Here is a 17,131-nt window from a genome sequence, read left to right as displayed (position 1 = left end):
TCCTGCAGACGGAGTGAACGATGTCCATCCTGCGCATGGCCGACCTGGATCTGGCCGGCAAACGCGTGCTGATCCGCGAAGACCTCAACGTCCCGGTAAAGGACGGCCGCATCACGTCGGAACAGCGCATCACCGCCGCGCTGCCGACGATCCGCATGGCGCTGGAGAAGGGCGCCGCGGTGATGGTCACCTCGCACCTGGGCCGGCCGAAGGAAGGCGTGTGGACGCAGGAGGATTCGCTGGCGCCGGTCGCCGCGCGCCTGTCGGAACTGCTCGGCCGGGACGTGCCGCTGCTCAGGGACTGGGTCGACGGCGTCGACGTGTTGCCCGGGCAGATCGTGCTGCTCGAGAACTGCCGCATGAACGTCGGTGAGAAGGCCGACGACGAGGCGCTGAGCCGCAAGCTCGCCACGCTCTGCGACGTCTACGTGATGGACGCCTTCGGCACCGCCCACCGCGCCCAGGCCTCGACGCATGGCGCGATCCGCTACGCGAAGCTCGCCTGCGGTGGCCCGCTGCTGATGGCCGAGCTCGACGCGCTGGCGAAGGCGCTGGAGAACCCGGCGCGGCCGCTGCTGGCGATCGTCGCCGGCAGCAAGGTCAGCACCAAGCTCGAGCTGCTGTCGAGCCTGGTCGGCAAGGTCGACCAGCTGATCGTCGGTGGCGGCATCGCCAACACCTTCCTCGCCGCGCTCGGGCATCCGGTCGGCAAGTCCCTGCACGAGGCCGACCTGCTCGACACCGCGCGCGCGATCATGGCCGACGCCAAGGCGCGCGGCGCCGAGATCCCGCTGCCGACCGATGTCGTGGTCGCGCCGGAATTCGCCGCCGATGCACCGGCGACGGTGAAGCGGGTGGAAGACGTCGCCGAAGGCGACATGATCCTCGACATCGGCCCGGACACCGCCGCGCGCTACGCCGAACTGGTCGCGAAGGCCGGCAGCGTGGTCTGGAACGGCCCGGTCGGCGTGTTCGAGTTCGACGCCTTCGGCAAGGGCACCGAGGTGCTGGCGAAAGCGATCGCCGCCTCGAAGGCGTTCTCGATCGCCGGTGGCGGCGACACCCTCGCCGCGGTCGACAAGTACGGCGTCGAAGCCGGCATCAGCTACATCTCCACCGGCGGCGGCGCCTTCCTCGAGTTCTGCGAGGGCAAGGAACTGCCGGCGGTGACCGCCCTGCGCGCCCGCGCCTGAAGAACGGAACCACGATGATCCTGCGTGGCGCCCTGCTCCTGCTTCTCGCCCTGCTGCCGGCGCTCGCGCCGGCGGCGGCCCCGGTGGTCCATGAGCGCGGCGAGTTCCGCTTCGCCGTCGGGCCGGCGCCGGACTTCGTGGTCGAACAGGCGGTCCCGGATACCTGGACCGCCGATGCCGGCAAGGATCCGGCGGAACCGTGGCGGCACTGGCTGCTCGACCAGCAGGTCGACCGTCGCGACGGCCGCCACGTCTTCTATCACGCGGCCGCGTGGCAGGCCGGTTCGCAGCGCCTGCTCGGCGATGCCGGCAAGTATTCGGTGTCGTTCAGCCCCGAATACCAGACCCTGACCCTGCACGCGCTGCAGGTGCGCCGCGACGGCGAGTGGATCGACCGCCTCGACGCCGACGCGGTGTCGCTCGCGCGCCGCGAGTCCGGTTTCGAGAACGACCTCGCCGACGGCGAGGTCAGCGCGCTGATCGTGATCGACGACGTCCGCGTCGGCGACGTCGTGCGCATCGCCTTCACGATCGAGGGCAGCAATCCGATCATGGACGGCCACGTCGCCAACTCGTTCTGGCTCGCCGCCGGCGCGCCGCTGCTGTACCGGCACGGGCGGGTGCTGTTCGACGCGGCCACCGCGGCCCGCGCGCGCGTCTTCGGCAGCGATTTGCAGGTGCGCCGCCGCGAGACCCGCGACGGCCTGGAGTTCTCGTTCACCAGCGCAGGTGCCGCCGCCATCCGTGACACCGACGACTATCCGAACTGGTACCGCCGTTACCCGAGCGTCGAGATCGCCCGCGACGAATCGTGGGCCGACATCGTCGCCTGGGCGCTGCCGCTCTACACGGTCGGCGACGAACTGCCGGCCGAACTCGAGGCCAGGCTGCCGGAATGGCGCGCACTGGGCGACCCCTACCGCATCGCCGGCGCGGTGCTGCGCCTGGTGCAGGAGGAAGTGCGTTATTTCGGCATCGAGATCGCCGACAACACCCATCGCCCGAACCCGCCGGCGCTGGTGTGGTCGCGCCGCTACGGCGACTGCAAGGACAAGGCGCTGCTGACCGCGCTGCTGCTGCGCCGGCTCGGCCTGGACGCGGTGCCGGCGCTGGTGTCCACGAGCTGGGGCAAGGCGATCGCCGACGGCGCCCCGGCGGCGTCCGCCTTCAACCATGTGATCGTGCGCCTGCGCATCGACGGCCGCGACTACTGGCTCGACCCGACGCTGAGCGCGCAGCGCGGCGACATCCGCCAGCTCGACCTGATCGACTACGGCGTCGCGCTGCCGGTCGCCGCCGGCGTCACCGCGCCGGTGGTCGTGAACCCGCCGGAGCGGATCCACAACGCGCTGACCATCGTCGAGCGCTTCGCCCCGGCGGCGGACGGCCGCAGCGTCGACCTGCGCATCGAGACGACCTACCGCGGCGAACGCGCCGAAACGATCCGCCGTCAGCTCAACGGGCAGTCGTTCGCGGTGATGACCGAACACTGGGCCGACTACTACCGCAAGCGCTACGGCGAACTCGCGATCGCCACCCCGGCCAGCGTCGACGAGGATGAGGAAGCGAACGTCATGAAGATCGTCGAGCACTACACGCTCGCCGATCCCTGGCAGCGGCACGGCGGCACCGCGCTGCTCGACACCTGGCCCGACGCGCTGTCCGGCAGCCTCGACCTGCCGGGCCGCGTCAGCCGTGAGGAGCCGCTGCGGCTGGAACGCCCGGAAACCCTGCGCCACGAGATCCGCGTCGAACTGCCCGAGGGCTGGAAGCTGTCGAGCGAGCCCGGCACCGTCAGCGCCGCCGGCGGCCCTATCGCATACCGGCGCGTGCTGCGCCAGGCCGACGGCGTCGTCGAGATGACGCACGAGCTGAAGAACGACCGCGAATACGTCGACGCCACGCAGATGCGCGACTACGTCGCCGGCCTGCGCGAGGCGAAGGCGGCCGCCGGCATGCGCCTCGCCTTCGCGCTGCCGTCCGCGCTGCGCGACAGCGAACGCGACCGCCGCCTGCGCGACCTGCTGCGCGGCGAACTCGACGCCCCGACCGGAGCCCGCTGATGCCCCTGCGTTCCTTCCCGCGCGCGGCCGTGCTGGCCGCCGCCTGCCTGTTCGCGCTGCCCGGCGTGGTCGCCGCCGCCGAGTCCGCACCCGACATCGCCGCGGAGTGGCAGGCGCTGCTCGCCGGCGGCAACGACCCGAAGGTGTATTCGGCCTTCTCGGTCGCGATCGACGTGCTCGACGAGCAGGAACAGGTCGTCGAAGCGGCCTGCCGCGAGCAGGCCGACGCGCTCGAACAGGCGGCGCGCGACGCCGCGCTGTCGGCCTTCGTCGTGCATACCGCCTACCGCTGCGCCGAGGCACGCGGCGACGAGGATGCGGCCGAGCGCCACGCCGCCCGTTTCGCCGCGGTCGCCCGGCATGCGCTGGCGATGTCGAACCCCGACCGCGAGGCGCCGCCGATCCGCGTGCTCGCCGGTCGCGACATCTACACGATCCTGCGCGCCAGCGGCCTCGAGTGGCGCTACGAGCGCTTCGAGCCGTTTCCGCAGGGCCGCCACCTCGTCGTGCTGGTCGCCGCCTGGGATCCGGAGAAGCAGATCGAGCGCCTGCTGCGCTTCGACTACCTCGAGCCGCTGCTGGTGCTGCGCGGCCGCCCGGGCGAGGTGCGCTTCCCGGTCCCGCGCATCGAGGCGCGCCAGGCGCTGGCGCGCGACCTCGCGAACGCACGGATGCTGATCGGCCGCGACTGGCTGGCGGCGATCGCCGCCGGGCGCGAGGCCGAGGGTCCGGCCCGGGTCGCGGCGCTGCGCGAGGTCGCGAACGACGGCGGCATCCTCGCGAGCTCGGTGTGGTTCCACACCTGCGTGCGCATGCCGCATCCGCAGTGTGGCGAGGAACTGCTCGACGTGCTGCTGCCGCGCGCCGAGGCCGGGCACGCGTTCGCGCTGGTGCACGTCGCCGCCGCTTACGCGGCCGGCGTCGGCGTCACCCGCGACGAGGACGCGGCGATGCAGCTGCTCGACCGCGCCAACGCCCGCCTGCCCGGCGGGGCCGCGGTGCTGCAGTACGCGCGGCTGCTGCAGGAGGTCGATGTGACGCCGACGCCGGCGCTGCGCGAGCGGCTCGTGGCCGCGGCCGCCGCCGGCAATGCGCAGGCCGAGGTCGTGCTGCTGGAGGACGGCTGGCGCGACACCGCGGACGCGGAGCGGCGGCTCACCGAGGCGCAGGAAGCGGCGCTGCGCCGGCACGCCGAGGCCGGCTCGGTCGCGGCCCTCGACGAGCTCGCGGCCGACCGGCTGCGTCGCGAGCGCACGGACGACGCGCTGCCGTGGCTGCGCCGTGCCGCCGCGCTCGGCTCGCCGTACGCGCAGCGCGTGCTCGCCAACCTGCTCGAACGCGGCGGCGGTGATGCCGCCGAGGTGCGCCGCCTGCGCGAGCAGTCGGCGCAGGGCGGCGACGCGCTCGCGATGCTGCTGCTCGGCTGGCAGGACGAGGGCGAGGGCCGCACCGCCGACGCCCTGCAGTGGTATTCCGGCGCGGCGGTGTACGCCCTGCCGGCCGGGCGGGTCGCCTATGCCCGGCTGCTGCTGCAGACCGATGCCAGCGCCGACGCCGCACGGCGGGCGGTGAACCAGCTCGCCGAGGCCGACTCCCCGGAGGCACGCCGGATGCTGGCGATGCTCCACCTCGAGGGTGAACGGGTGCCGCGCGACCCCGCGAAAGCCCGCGCGCTGCTCGAGGCCGACGCCGCCCGCGGCGACCGCAGTTCGCAGGCGACGCTCGCGAGGAGCCTGCTCGAGGGCCGGTTCGGCGCGCCCGACGCCGACGAAGCGCAGCGCTGGCTGCGCGACGGCCTCGCCGAGTTCCACCCGGTCACCGTCGATGCCTGGGCGATGTATCTGGCCTACGAGAGCGGCGAGGCCGACGGCCGCGAGCGCGCGGTCGCGCTCTACCGCGAGGCGCTGGCGAAGCGGCCGGAAGCGATGCTCTTCAACAACGCCGCGTGGCTGATGTGCACGACGGCGGGCCTGGACGCCACCGTGCGCCGCGAGGGCCTCGAGGCCGCGCGCCGCATCGGCGACCCGGAGGCCGTCGGCGCCGACGCGATGCCGCTCGGCTACCTCGACACCGTCGCCGCCTGCCACGCCGCGGTCGGCGAGTTCGCGCGTGCGAGCGCACTGCAGCAGCGCGTCGTCGACGCGATCGCCGCGAGTGACGCCGACGACCCCTCGCTGCCGGCGATGCGCGAACGCCTCGCCCATTACCGCGACGGCCGCGCCTGGCTCGAGACACCGGAAGCGGTCGCCGCCCAGCGCGCGGCCGACGAGGCCGCCGCCACCGCCGCCCGCGCCGAACGCGAGCGCGGCGTCGCCCCCGCCGACGGCGAAGACGCGCTGCGCTACCGTGGCGTCAACAAGGGACAGAAGCCATGACCGACCAACTGCGCCGCACCCGCATCCTCGCCACGCTCGGCCCGGCGACCGACGCGCCCGGCGTGCTCGACGACCTGATCCGCGCCGGCGTCAACGTCGTGCGCATGAACTTCTCGCACGGCACGCCCGACCAGCACGCCGCCCGCGTCGCCGCGGTGCGCGCGACCGCCGCCGCCCAGGGGCGCGAGGTCGGCATCCTCGTCGACCTGCAGGGCCCGAAGATCCGCATCGAGAAGTTCGCCGAGGGCAAGGTCGCGCTGCGCTCCGGCGACCGCTTCAGCCTCGACTGCCGCGCCGACGCACCGCCGGGCGACCGCAACCGGGTCGGCGTCAGCTATCTCGGTCTGGTCGGCGACGTCGCCCCCGGCGACGTATTGCTGCTCGACGACGGCCTGATGGCGGTGAAGGTGGTCGCGGTCGCCGGCGACCAGATCCACACCGAGGTCCTCACCGACGGCTTCCTGTCCAACCGCAAGGGCCTGAACCGGCTCGGCGGCGGCCTGTCGCTGGGCGCGCTGACCGACCAGGACCGCGAACACATCCGCATCGCCGCCGAGCTCGGCGTCGACTTCATCGCGGTGTCGTTCTGCCGCTCGGCCGCCGACATCGAGGAGGCGAGGGCGCTCGCCCGCGCCGCCGGCAGCGACGCCTGGATGGTCGCGAAGATCGAGCGTGCCGAGGCGATCACCAACCTCGTCGAGATCACCCAGGCCAGCGAGGTCGTGATGGTCGCCCGCGGCGACCTCGGCGTGGAGATCGGCGACGCCGAGCTGCCGGGCCTGCAGAAGAAGATCATCCGCACCGCCGTCGAGCACAACCGCGTCGTGATCACCGCGACACAGATGCTGCAGTCGATGGTCGACAACCCGATCCCGACCCGCGCCGAGGTGCTCGACGTCGCCAACTCGGTGATCGACGGCACCGACGCGGTGATGCTGTCGGCCGAGACCGCGTCGGGCAGCCACCCGGTGAAGGCGGTGCAGGCGATGGTGCGCATCTGCCTCGGTGCCGAGCGCCAGTTCGACCACGACACCGATTTCGAGAAGGCCGAACGCAACCTGCAGCGCGTCGACCAGGCGATCGCGATGGCGAGCATGTTCCTCGCCGAGCACATCAATGTGCGCGCGATCATCGCCCTGACCGAGTCCGGCGGCACCGCCCGCTACCTGTCGCGCTTCCGCTCGGCGGCACCGATCTTCGGCCTGTCCCGGCACGCCGCCGCGCGCCGGCGCATGGCCCTGATCCGCGACGTCTTCCCGATCCACTACGACAGCCAGGGCAAGGGCACGCGGGAGGCCGCACGCGGCGCCGTCGCCCACCTGTTCGAACTCGGCCTGCTCGCCGAGGGCGACCGCGTGATCATCACCAGCGGCGACCACATGGAGCACCACGGCGCGACGAATACGCTGCGGCTGCTGCAGGTCGGGCCGGGGGGGCGGGCGGAGGGGCTGGGGGAGCTCTGAAGCGAGTAACGAGTGGAGAGTAACGAGTAACGAGTGACTGCCCGCGCCCATGGCGCGGGCGTGCTTCGCACGGTCCCACCAGGCCGGCAACGCCCGGCCATATCACTCGCCCCTCGCGCGAAGCGCGGGCTTCCACTCGTTACTCGTTACTCTCCACTCGTTACTCATTAGTCCTTGCTCCGCAAGGGCTTTCCAGCGGGCGAGCCGCTATAATGCCGGCCCTTCACCCAAGCCCCGGAGTCCACCCGCCATGAGTATCGACCAGCTCGCCGAAATCGCCCAGGCCATGGTGGCCCCGGGCAAGGGCATCATCGCGATCGACGAGTCGACCAACACCATCAAGAAGCGCTTCGACGGTGTCGGCATCGAGTGCACGGAAGAGAACCGCCGCGCCTACCGCGAGATGCTGCTGACGACGCCGAAGCTGGGCGACCATATCTCCGGCGCGATCCTGTACGACGAGACCCTGCGCCAGAGCACCAAGGCCGGCGTGCCCTTCACGAAGGTCATGACCGACGCCGGCGTGATCCCGGGCATCAAGGTCGACAAGGGCGCAATGCCGCTCGCCGGCTTCCCGGGCGAGCTGGTCACCGAGGGCCTGGACGGCCTGCGCGACCGCCTGAAGGAATACGCCAAGCTCGGCGCCCGCTTCGCCAAGTGGCGCGCGGTGATCACGATCGGCGAGGACATGCCGTCGGGTACCTGCATCGAGGCCAACAGCCACGCGCTGGCCCGCTACGCCGCGCTCTGCCAGGAGCAGGGCCTGGTGCCGATGGTCGAGCCCGAGGTGCTGATGGACGGCGAGCACGACATCGAGACCTGCTACGAGATCACCGAGGTCACCCTGCGCTCGCTGTTCGGCGCCCTGTACGAGCACAACGTGATGCTCGAGGGCACGATCCTGAAGGCCAGCATGGTCGTCCCCGGCAAGGACTGCCCGGAGCAGGCCAGTGTCGAGGAAGTCGCCGAGATGACCCTGCGCTGCCTGAAGGCCACCGTGCCGGCGACCCTGCCGGGCATCGTGTTCCTGTCCGGCGGCCAGAGCGACGAGCAGGCCACCGCCCACCTCGACGCGATGAACAAGCTCGGCGCCAAGCCGTGGCCGCTGAGCTTCAGCTACGGCCGCGCGATGCAGTCCGCCGCCCTGAAGCTGTGGGCGAAGGACATGGCGGCCAACGTCGGCGAAGCGCAGAAGACCGTCTACGCCCGCGCGAAGGACAACGGCATGGCGGCGCTCGGCCGCTGGAAATAAGCGCGGGGATCGCCCGCTCCCCGGAAACGCCGGCCTCGTGCCGGCGTTTTCATTCGCGGGTCCCGGACCTCAGCCCGCCACCGACAGCCGTAGCCAGCGGCGCTCCAGCGCCTGCATCAGCAGGTCGACCGCGGTGTTCAGCGCATCAGCGCGCCGAGGATGCGCTGTCGCGCGTGATTGCGGCATCGGCGAGCAGCAGGCCCGCGTCAACGTTTCCAGCGACCGTGCGTTGGTTTTCCTGCGTCATGGTCCGCGACCCCTGCTCCGGGGCAGCGGCGGGCCTGTGCCTGCACCCGCCCATGGCGACTGGCCCGTACAATCGGCCCGTATTCCCGCGGCGTCCAGTTTCCACCACGTTGCCGCTTCAAGGACGACCCTGCATGACCCCATCGATCCGTCCCCTCCTGCTCGCCGCGTTCGTCACGCTCCTGGCCGGCTGCAGCGCCGACGGCCCTGCCGCGCGCGGCGGCGCGCCGGCGGCGACGGTCACGACGACGGTGGTGCAGGCGCGGCCCTGGAGCGACGCGATCGAGGCGCTCGGCACCACCCGCGCCAATGAATCCGTGCTGGTCACCGCCAAGGTCACCGAGACCGTGGTGCGGGTGAACTTCGAGGACGGCGACCTGGTCGAGGCCGGCCACGTGCTGGTCGACCTGTCCGGCCGCGCCGAAGTCGCCGGCCTCGCCGAGGCCGCCGCCGCCTTCCGTGAGAGCGAGCAGCAGTACCGGCGTATGCAGGACCTCGCCGCGCGCCAGCTGATCCCGGCGAGCCAGCTCGACACCCAGCGCGGCACGATGGACGCCGCCCGTGCCCGCCTCGACGCGGTGCGCGCACGCCTGCAGGACCGGGTGATCACCGCCCCGTTCGCCGGCGTGCTCGGCTTCCGCCAGGTCAGCCCCGGCACCCTGGTGACGCCGGGCACGACGATCGCCAGCCTCGACGACATCTCGGTGATGAAGCTCGATTTCGCGGTCCCCGAGACCTTCCTGTCGGCGCTGGCGCCGGGCCAGGCCGTCACCGCCCGCAGCGCTGCCTTCCCGGGCCGCGAGTTCACCGGCACCGTGCGCACGATCGACTCGCGTGTCGACCCGGTGACCCGCGCCGTCACCGTGCGCGCGGAAATCCCCAACGCCGACCGCGCCCTGCGCCCCGGCATGCTGCTGACCCTGCGCGTGTTCCAGCCGGAGCGGCAGGCGCTGGTCGTGCCGGAGATCTCGGTGATCCAGGTCGCCCGCGACGCGCACGTGTTCCGCGTCGGCGCCGGGGACAGCGTCGAGCAGGTCGGCGTCAGCCTCGGCGCCCGCCGCGAAGGCGAGGTCGAAGTGCTGTCCGGCCTGCAGCCGGGTGACCGCATCGTCGTCGACGGCAGCGGCAAGCTGCGCGCCGGCATGACGATCCGCGACGTGACCGCCGCCGCCACCGCGGAACCGCCGGCGGCCGACGCCGCGGCCGGCGGCAACTGAGGCGGGCAGGGCGGCGATGAAGCTCTCCGATCTCTCGATCAAGCGCCCCGTCTTCGCGACGGTGATGAGCCTGCTGCTGCTGGTGATGGGCACGATCGCCTTCACCCGCCTGACCCTGCGGGAACTGCCGAACATCGACCCGCCGATCGTCTCGGTGCAGGTCAGCTATCCGGGCGCCTCGGCGGCGGTGGTCGAGACCCGCATCACCCAGATCCTCGAGGACGCCGTCGCCGGCATCGAGGGCATCGAGACCGTCGAGTCGCGCAGCCGCACCGGCCAGGCCGCGGTGACGATCGAGTTCTCGCTCAATCGCGACATCGAAGCCGCCGCCAACGACGTGCGCGACGCCGTCAGCCGGGTCATGGACCGCATGCCGGAAGAGGCAGACCCGCCGGAAGTCGCCAAGGTCGAGTCCGACGCCGAGGTCATCCTGTGGCTGAACATGAGTTCCGAGCGCATGGACACGCTCGAGCTCAGCGACTACGCCGAACGTTACGTCGTCGACCGGCTGTCGAGCATCGACGGCGTCGCCCAGGTGCGCGTCGGTGGCCAGCAGCGCTACGCGATGCGCATCTGGCTCGACCGTGAGGCGCTGGCCGCGCGCGGCCTGACCGTCAACGACGTCGAGAGCGCGCTGCGCCGCGAGAACGTCGAGCTGCCGGCCGGCAGCCTGGAATCGCAGGACCGCGACTTCACCCTGCGCGTGATGCGCGGCTACCTGCAGCCCGAGGACTTCGCCCAGCTCACGCTGGCACGCGGCGCCGACGGCTACCTCGTGCGGCTCGGCGACGTCGCCACCGTCGAGCGCGCCTCGGCCGAGCGCCGCGCCTACTTCCGCGGCAACGGCCAGCCGAACATCGGCCTCGGCATCGTCAAGACCTCGACCGCCAACAGCCTCGACGTCGCCCGCCTGATCAAGGAATCGCTGCCGGCGATCCAGGACACGCTGCCCGAAGGCACCCGCATCTTCGTCGCCTTCGACAGCACGATCTTCATCGACGCCGCCGTCGACCGCGTCTACTGGACGCTCGGCGAGGCGATCGCGCTGGTGCTGGTGGTGATCTTCCTGTTCCTCGGCAGCGTGCGCGCGGCGCTGATCCCGGCGGTGACGGTGCCGGTCTGCCTGGTCACGGTGTTCATCGCGCTGTGGGCGTTCGGCTTCACGATCAACCTGCTGACCCTGCTGGCGCTGGTGCTGTGCATCGGCCTGGTGGTCGACGACGCCATCGTCGTGCTCGAGAACGTGCAGCGCCGCGCCGACCTCGGCGAGCCGCCGCTGGTCGCGGCGAAGCGCGGCACCGCGCAGGTGGCGTTCGCGGTGATCGCGACTACCGCGGTGCTGGCGGCGGTGTTCCTGCCGATCGGCTTCATGGAGGGCAATACCGGCCGCCTGTTCCGCGAGCTCAGCGTGGCGATGGCGGCGGCGGTGTCGATCTCGGCCTTCGTGGCGCTGACGCTGACGCCGATGATGTGCTCGCTGCTGATCCGCAGGCACGAGCAACCGCGCGGCTTCAATGCCTGGGTGCAGGGCCACATCGCCGGGCTCGGCGAGGCCTACGGGCGGACCCTGCGCCGCTTCGTCGCGCGCCCGAAGACCTTCGCCACCGGCACCGGCGTCGCGATCCTCGCCGGCGTCGGCGTCACCGTGCTGCTCGGCGCGGTGGTGCCGCGCGAGCTGGCGCCGCCGGAGGACCGCGGCGCCTTCTTCGTGACGATTTCCGGGCCGGAAGGCGCCGGCTACGACTACACCGTCGAGCAGATGCATGCCGTCGAACGCGTGCTGCTTCCCTACGCGGGCGAGGACGGCCCGATCGACCGCGTGAACTCGCGCGTGCCCGGCGGCTTCGGCCCGGCCGGCGACATGCATACCGGCCAGGCGATCGTGCTGCTGAAGCCCTGGAACGCCCGCGACGTCGCCACCGGCGACCTCGTCGAGCAGCTGCGCGCCGAACTCGCCGAACTGCCCGGCATCACCGCCCGTCCGCAGGTGCGCACCGGCCTGGTGCGCAGCGGTGGCCAGCCGCTGGCGGTGGTGCTCGGCGGCCCGGATTACGAGGAACTCGCCGAGTGGCGCGACCGCATGCTCGCGCGCATGGAGGCCAACCCGCGGCTGTTCGCCGCCGATTCCGACTACAAGGAAACGCGGCCGCAGCTGCGCGTCGAGATCGACCGTGCCCGCGCCGCCGACCTCGGCGTGTCGGTCACCGAGATCGGCCGCACCCTCGAGACGATGATGGGCTCGCGCCGCGTCACCACCTACGTCGACGACGGCGAGGAATACGACGTGATCCTGCAGGCCCGGCAGGAGAACCGCGGCTCGCCGGCCGACCTCGCCAACCTCTACGTGCGCTCGACGACCACCGGCGCGCTGGTGCCGCTGTCGAACCTCGTGACCCTGACCGAACTCGCCGAGCCGGGCCAGTTCAACCGCTTCAACCGCCTGCGCGCGATCACGATCAGCGCCGGCCTGGCACCGGGCTACACCCTCGGCGAGGCGCTGGACTGGATCCGCCAGGTCGCCGCCGAGGAACTGCCGGAGCGCGCGCAGATCGACTACAAGGGCGAGTCGCGCGAATACCAGCGCGCCGGCGGCGCCGCGCTGTTCACCTTCGGCATGGCCCTGCTGATCGTCTACCTGGTGCTGGCGGCGCAGTTCGAGAGCTTCCTGCACCCGCTGGTGATCATGCTGACGGTGCCGCTGGCGGTGCTCGGCGCGCTGATCGGCCTGTGGCTGGCCGGCAGCTCGCTGAACCTGTTCAGCCAGGTCGGCATCGTGATGCTGATCGGCCTCGCGGCGAAGAACGGCATCCTGATCGTCGAGTTCGCCAACCAGCTGCGCGACGAGGGCCGCGAGATCGCGCAGGCGATCGTCGAATCGGCGACCGTGCGCATGCGCCCGATCCTGATGACCTCGATCGCGACGATCATGGGCGCGGTACCGCTGGTGCTCGCCGGCGGCCCCGGTTCGGCCAGCCGCGGCACGATCGGCATCGTCGTCATCGCCGGCGTCGCCTTCTCGACCCTGCTGTCGCTGTTCGTGGTGCCGGCCTTCTACATGCTGCTCGCCCCGTACACGCGTTCACCGGACGCGGTGGCGCGGACGCTGGAGAAGCTGGAAGCGGAGACGCCGTCGGTGGGCGGGCATGCCTGAGCCGGGGCGACCGGCTCAGATCACCATCGGTACGAGCAGGAAGATGACATTGCCGCCGGCGTGGGCGATCACCGGCCACAGCAGGCTGCCGCTGTGGAAACGCAGCCAGCCGTAGGCGAGCCCGCCGACGAGCGTGTAGGCCGCCGGAATCCATTCGAAGCCGAACTCGCCGCCGCGCAGGCCGAGGCCGTGCCAGAGGCTGAACATCACCGCGGTCGCGAGGATCGCCGGCCACGGCGAAGCGCCGGGCTCCCGCCGGCCGGCGACCAGGCCGAGAAACAGCGCCGGCGCGACACCGCGATACACCAGTTCCTCGACGATGCCCGGCATCGTCAGCTGGAAGGCGAGGGTTTCGGCATCTGGTGCGTCGGGGCGGAAGACCGCGCCGAGCGTCGCGCTCAGCGCGATCAGCAGGCAGGTCGCGACGAGCGATGACCCGGCATTGCGCCGCGGCCACACCAGCCCCGCCGCCTCGCGCGGAATGCGGAAGGCCAGCAGCACCGCGATCGCCAGCGCCAGGCTGTAGAGCTTGCCCGACCAGTTCCAGTTCCCGCCGACGAAGGCCAGACCGGCCTGGCCGCCGAGCGCGGTGAGCAGATCATCGATGCCCAGGTAGAGCGCGAAGGCGAACCCGAGCGGAATCGACAGGCGTGCATCGCGGAAGCGCGCGAGCAGGAACAGCGCGAATGCGATCGCGGCGAAGGTGGCGGAATAGCTGAAGATATCGGCGAGCCGGGACATGGCGGGAGCGTCGTTTTCGGAAAGCCGGAATTCTTCGGAGCCAGGCGATGAGCGGCATGTGCCGATGGAGCCTGGGCCGATGGTCACGGCTCCTCCTCGATCCAGCCAGCAGCGGCCACGCCCTCGGCGAACTCCGATCGCATCACCCATACCCGGTGCCGGTTGCTGTGCGAGGCGGCATGGGTAGTGGGGCGTTAGACTTGCCACCGTGTCCAGGAGCATCGACGTGACCGAGCGGCGGGAAGGCAGCGGCCTGTACAAGGGCCCAGGCGAGAAGCGCGACAAGCGCCAGCGCGAGCTGGACAGGCGCGGTTCGCCGCGCACGGGGCAGGAGCGTCGCCATGTGGGACAGGCGGGCGAGGAGCGCCGCCGTCCGCGACCGGCCGCGCCGGCGCCGTCGCCCGCCGTCGATGCCGCCCGTGAACCGCGCGAGCGCGAACAGCGCTGGTACGGCCTCAACGCCTGCCTGGCGCTGTTCGAACGCCGCCCGCAGGACCTGCGCAAGCTGTGGCTGCTGGAATCGCGGCTGACGGTGCTGCGCGAGGTCGTCGCGTTCTGCGTGAAGCACCGGCTCGGCTACACGGTGGTCGCCGACGAGGACCTGCGCCGGCTGTCGGGCAGCGAGCACCACGAGGGCGTGGTGATGGCGGTCGCGCCGGCACCGGAGCTCGGGCTGTCGGCCTGGCTGCGCGATCTCCCCACCGGACCGCAGCTCGCGCTGTGGCTGGACGGGGTCGGCAACCCGCACAACCTCGGGGCGATCCTGCGATCGGCGGCGCATTTCGGCGTCGCCGGCGTGCTGCTGCCGAAGCACGCGCCGCTGGCGCTGTCGGGCGCCGCCGCGCGGGTGGCCGAAGGCGGCGCCGAGCGGGTGCCGATGGTGCGCCTGGGACGCCCCGACAACGCGCTCGCGCAGCTGACGTCCGCCGGCTTCGTCGCCGCGGCGACGGTGGTGCGCGGCGGCACGCCGCTGTACGGCACCGCGCTGCCGCAGCGGCTGCTGCTGGTGCTCGGCGCCGAGCAGACCGGCGTCGATCCGGCGCTGGCGGCGGCGACGGCGCTGCGGCTCGGCATCCCGGGCACCGGCGCGGTGGAGAGCCTGAACGTCGCCGCAGCGACGGCCGTGCTGGTCGGGGAGTGGTGGCGGCAGCGTCACGGCTGAGCCGGGCATAATCCCGGCATGTTCCGGATGCCTTTCCCCTCGGCCGGCCGCGGCCGCGCCGCCGCATGGCTGGCGGCGCTGCTGGTCGCGCTGCTCGTCTCCGCCGGGCCGGCCACCGCCGCCCGCACCAGTTACGACCTCGACTACACCGTCGAATTCCTGCCCGAGGACGGCCAGGCGCGGGTCAGCATCGCGCTGAAACCCGGCGACGGCGCCGTGCGCTCGCTGCGCCTGAAGATGCCGGCCGACCGCTACACCGCGGTGACCGGCGACGGCGAGGTCACGCGCGCCGGCGACCACGTCACCTGGGTGCCGCCGCGCGAGGGCCGCGCCCGCCTGCGCTACCGCTACCGCATCGACCACCAGCGCCAGAGCGGCGGCTACGACGCCCGCATCACCGCCGACTGGGTGATCGTCCGCGGCGACGACCTCGTGCCCTCGGCCAGCGTGCGCGCGACCGTCGGCGCCGACTCGCGCGCACGCCTGCGCTTCGTGCTGCCGGAGGGCTGGACCAATGTCGACACCCCGTTCAAGCACAGTCGCGACCGCAAGTCCTTCGTGATCGTGAACCCCGAGCGCAACTTCGACCGCCCGGTCGGCTGGATCATCGCCGGCGCCGTCGGCACCCGCCGCGAGGTGATCGACGGCACCGAGATCAGCGTCGCCGGCCCGAAGGGCGACGTGATCCGCCGCAACGACATGCTGGCCTTCTTCAACGGCCTCGTACCGGCCTTCGAGAACGCCTTCGGCGACCTGCCGCCGAAGCTGCTGATCGTCAGCGCCGGCGACCCGATGTGGCGCGGCGGCCTGTCGGGTCCGCGCTCGCTGTTCCTGCACGCCGACCGCCCGCTGATCAGCGAGAACGGCACCAGCACGCTGACGCACGAGATCTTCCACGTCGTCACCCGCATCCGCGGCGCCGACGGCGACGACTGGATCGCCGAATCGCTGGCCGAGTACTACTCGATCGAGCTGCTGCGCCGCGCCAACCTGCTCAGCGACGACCGCGCCGACCGGGCGCAGTCGTGGATGGTCCGCCACGGCCGCAGCATCCGCAGCCTGACCAGCGACCGCTCGCAGGGCGAACGTACCGCCCGCGGCGTGCAGCTGCTGCGCGAGCTCGACGCCGAACTGCGCGCCGCCAGCGACGGCGACCACGACCTGGACGACATCGTGCGGGCGCTGATCCCGCTGCGCGAGGTCTCGCGCGAGGATCTGCGCGAGCAGTTCGAGAAGCTCGCCGGCAAGCCGTCGCAGGTGCTGGCGACGCCGTTGCTGAACTGATGCGCCTGCACCGGCTGAAGCAGCTGCTGCGGCGCCCGCCGCCGGCGCCGGAACCGCCGGCGGCGCGCGACTTCGGCGCGCTCGCCGAGTGGCAGGCCTGGCTGCGCGACGACGGCGAACTCGCCGCCGCCCAGCACTGCATCCTCAGCGCCGTGCCGACCGTCGCCGGCGGCCGTGCCTGGCCCGGCTGGTGTGGCCTGTGCCGGCGGCCGGCGCACTTCGCCCTGCGCGCCGGCAGCACGGCCGGCGACCTGCGCGAACAGCTCGAATGCGCGCATTGCGGCCTCAATGCCCGACACCGCGCAGCGCTGTCGGCGCTGCTGGCCGGGCAGTCGCGGCAGGCGCGGGTGTACCTGACCGAGCAGGCCTCGCCGGCCTACGTCTGGCTGCGCGCCCGCTTGCCGCGCGCCGAGGGCAGCGAGTACGGGCTGGCGCCGGACGTGCGTGCGCGCATGCAGCGCTACTACGAAGCGATCGGCGGCCACGGCGCGCTGGTCGAACGCGACGTCACCGCGCTCGCGTTCGCCGATGCCTCGCTCGATGCGATCGGCAGCTTCGATGTGCTCGAGCACGTGCCCGACTACGCCGCCGCGCTGCACGAATTCGCCCGCGTGCTGCGCCCCGGCGGCCGGCTGGTGCTGACCGCGCCCTTCCTCGACGACACCCAGGCCACCGAAGTGCTCGCGCGGCGGCGCGCCGACGGCGGCATCGAACACTTGCTGGATCCGCCGGAACTGCACGCCGACCCGCTCGGCGACGGCGTGCTGTGCTGGTACCACTTCGGCTGGGACCTGCTCGACACGCTGCGCGCCACCGGCTTCCGCCACGCCGCGTGGCAGCGCGCCTTCGACCCCCGCGAGGCGATCTTCGGCCTCTGGACCCTCGTCGCCCACCGCTAGCCCGACCAGCCCCCTGTAGGAGCGGCTTCAGCCGCGATGCCTACCCCGCGAACCGATCCTGATCCGCCCTCATCTGCGAAATCCG

General features: G+C 72.2%; 11 protein-coding genes. 10 read left to right on the top strand and 1 reads right to left on the bottom strand.

Annotated elements, in window-relative coordinates:
- Positions 1–20: 20 nt before the first annotated feature.
- The 7 genes from K311_RS0108325 to K311_RS0108290 all read left to right on the top strand — a co-directional run bounded on the left by K311_RS0108325 (position 21) and on the right by K311_RS0108290 (position 12,960).
- Positions 21–1,193 (top strand): phosphoglycerate kinase, encoded by a 1,173-nt coding sequence (locus tag K311_RS0108325; protein ID WP_026816923.1) that lies wholly within the window; start codon positions 21–23, stop codon positions 1,191–1,193.
- A 14-nt stretch (positions 1,194–1,207) separates the two neighbouring features.
- The gene (locus K311_RS0108320) at positions 1,208–3,256 is read left to right on the top strand and encodes a DUF3857 domain-containing protein (RefSeq protein ID WP_026816922.1); all 2,049 of its coding nucleotides are present in this window, start codon (positions 1,208–1,210) and stop codon (positions 3,254–3,256) included.
- A complete protein-coding gene (locus tag K311_RS16105) occupies positions 3,256–5,631 on the top strand; it encodes an SEL1-like repeat protein (protein WP_043797823.1) in 2,376 nt (791 codons plus the stop codon). Before K311_RS0108320 ends, K311_RS16105 begins: the two co-directional genes overlap by 1 nt.
- On the top strand, positions 5,628–7,094 hold the full coding sequence (pyk, locus tag K311_RS0108310) for a pyruvate kinase (RefSeq protein WP_026816921.1): 1,467 nt from the start codon (positions 5,628–5,630) through the stop codon (positions 7,092–7,094). The genes K311_RS16105 and pyk overlap by 4 nt, the downstream gene beginning before the upstream one ends.
- 250 nt (positions 7,095–7,344) lie before the next feature.
- A complete protein-coding gene (locus K311_RS0108305; RefSeq protein WP_026816920.1) occupies positions 7,345–8,346 on the top strand; it encodes a class I fructose-bisphosphate aldolase in 1,002 nt (333 codons plus the stop codon).
- A 380-nt stretch (positions 8,347–8,726) separates the two neighbouring features.
- On the top strand, positions 8,727–9,809 hold the full coding sequence (locus tag K311_RS0108295; RefSeq protein ID WP_051239770.1) for an efflux RND transporter periplasmic adaptor subunit: 1,083 nt from the start codon (positions 8,727–8,729) through the stop codon (positions 9,807–9,809).
- Positions 9,810–9,825: 16 nt separating this feature from the next.
- Entirely contained in the window at positions 9,826–12,960 is a 3,135-nt protein-coding gene (locus K311_RS0108290; protein ID WP_026816918.1) for an efflux RND transporter permease subunit, read from the top strand.
- A gap of 15 nt (positions 12,961–12,975) precedes the next feature.
- On the opposite strand, the gene K311_RS16100 is transcribed toward K311_RS0108290, so the two are convergent.
- On the bottom strand, positions 12,976–13,701 hold the full coding sequence (locus K311_RS16100; protein ID WP_051239768.1) for a CPBP family intramembrane glutamic endopeptidase: 726 nt from the start codon (positions 13,699–13,701) through the stop codon (positions 12,976–12,978).
- A gap of 208 nt (positions 13,702–13,909) precedes the next feature.
- Here K311_RS16100 and K311_RS16095 point away from each other — a divergent pair, with 208 nt between their 5' ends.
- From K311_RS16095 to K311_RS18760, 3 genes are read left to right on the top strand one after another with little or no spacing between them, the layout of a single operon-like run.
- The gene (locus K311_RS16095; RefSeq protein WP_245570643.1) at positions 13,910–14,863 is read left to right on the top strand and encodes a TrmH family RNA methyltransferase; all 954 of its coding nucleotides are present in this window, start codon (positions 13,910–13,912) and stop codon (positions 14,861–14,863) included.
- An 18-nt stretch (positions 14,864–14,881) separates the two neighbouring features.
- A complete protein-coding gene (locus K311_RS0108275; RefSeq protein ID WP_051239766.1) occupies positions 14,882–16,147 on the top strand; it encodes a M61 metallopeptidase family protein in 1,266 nt (421 codons plus the stop codon).
- Entirely contained in the window at positions 16,147–17,046 is a 900-nt protein-coding gene (locus K311_RS18760; RefSeq protein WP_026816916.1) for a class I SAM-dependent methyltransferase, read from the top strand. The genes K311_RS0108275 and K311_RS18760 overlap by 1 nt, the downstream gene beginning before the upstream one ends.
- The last annotated feature ends 85 nt before the right edge of the window (positions 17,047–17,131 follow it).

This window comes from Arenimonas composti TR7-09 = DSM 18010 (assembly GCF_000426365.1).
In the GTDB taxonomy this organism is placed as follows: Bacteria; Pseudomonadota; Gammaproteobacteria; order Xanthomonadales; family Xanthomonadaceae; genus Arenimonas; species Arenimonas composti.
The sequence above is the reverse complement of the archived record's forward strand: the minus strand, read 5'-3'. Positions and strand labels throughout refer to the sequence as shown.

Excerpts from the sequence above, each read along its gene's own strand:
- K311_RS0108275 (WP_051239766.1), top strand. The coding sequence starts at position 14,882 with ATGTTCCGGATGCCTTTCCCCTCGGCCGGCCGCGGCCGCGCCGCCGCA.
- K311_RS0108325 (WP_026816923.1), top strand. The coding sequence starts at position 21 with ATGTCCATCCTGCGCATGGCCGACCTGGATCTGGCCGGCAAACGCGTG.
- K311_RS0108290 (WP_026816918.1), top strand. The coding sequence starts at position 9,826 with ATGAAGCTCTCCGATCTCTCGATCAAGCGCCCCGTCTTCGCGACGGTG.
- K311_RS18760 (WP_026816916.1), top strand. The coding sequence starts at position 16,147 with ATGCGCCTGCACCGGCTGAAGCAGCTGCTGCGGCGCCCGCCGCCGGCG.
- K311_RS16100 (WP_051239768.1), bottom strand. The coding sequence starts at position 13,701 with ATGTCCCGGCTCGCCGATATCTTCAGCTATTCCGCCACCTTCGCCGCG.
- K311_RS0108320 (WP_026816922.1), top strand. The coding sequence starts at position 1,208 with ATGATCCTGCGTGGCGCCCTGCTCCTGCTTCTCGCCCTGCTGCCGGCG.
- K311_RS0108295 (WP_051239770.1), top strand. The coding sequence starts at position 8,727 with ATGACCCCATCGATCCGTCCCCTCCTGCTCGCCGCGTTCGTCACGCTC.
- K311_RS0108305 (WP_026816920.1), top strand. The coding sequence starts at position 7,345 with ATGAGTATCGACCAGCTCGCCGAAATCGCCCAGGCCATGGTGGCCCCG.
- K311_RS16105 (WP_043797823.1), top strand. The coding sequence starts at position 3,256 with ATGCCCCTGCGTTCCTTCCCGCGCGCGGCCGTGCTGGCCGCCGCCTGC.
- pyk (WP_026816921.1), top strand. The coding sequence starts at position 5,628 with ATGACCGACCAACTGCGCCGCACCCGCATCCTCGCCACGCTCGGCCCG.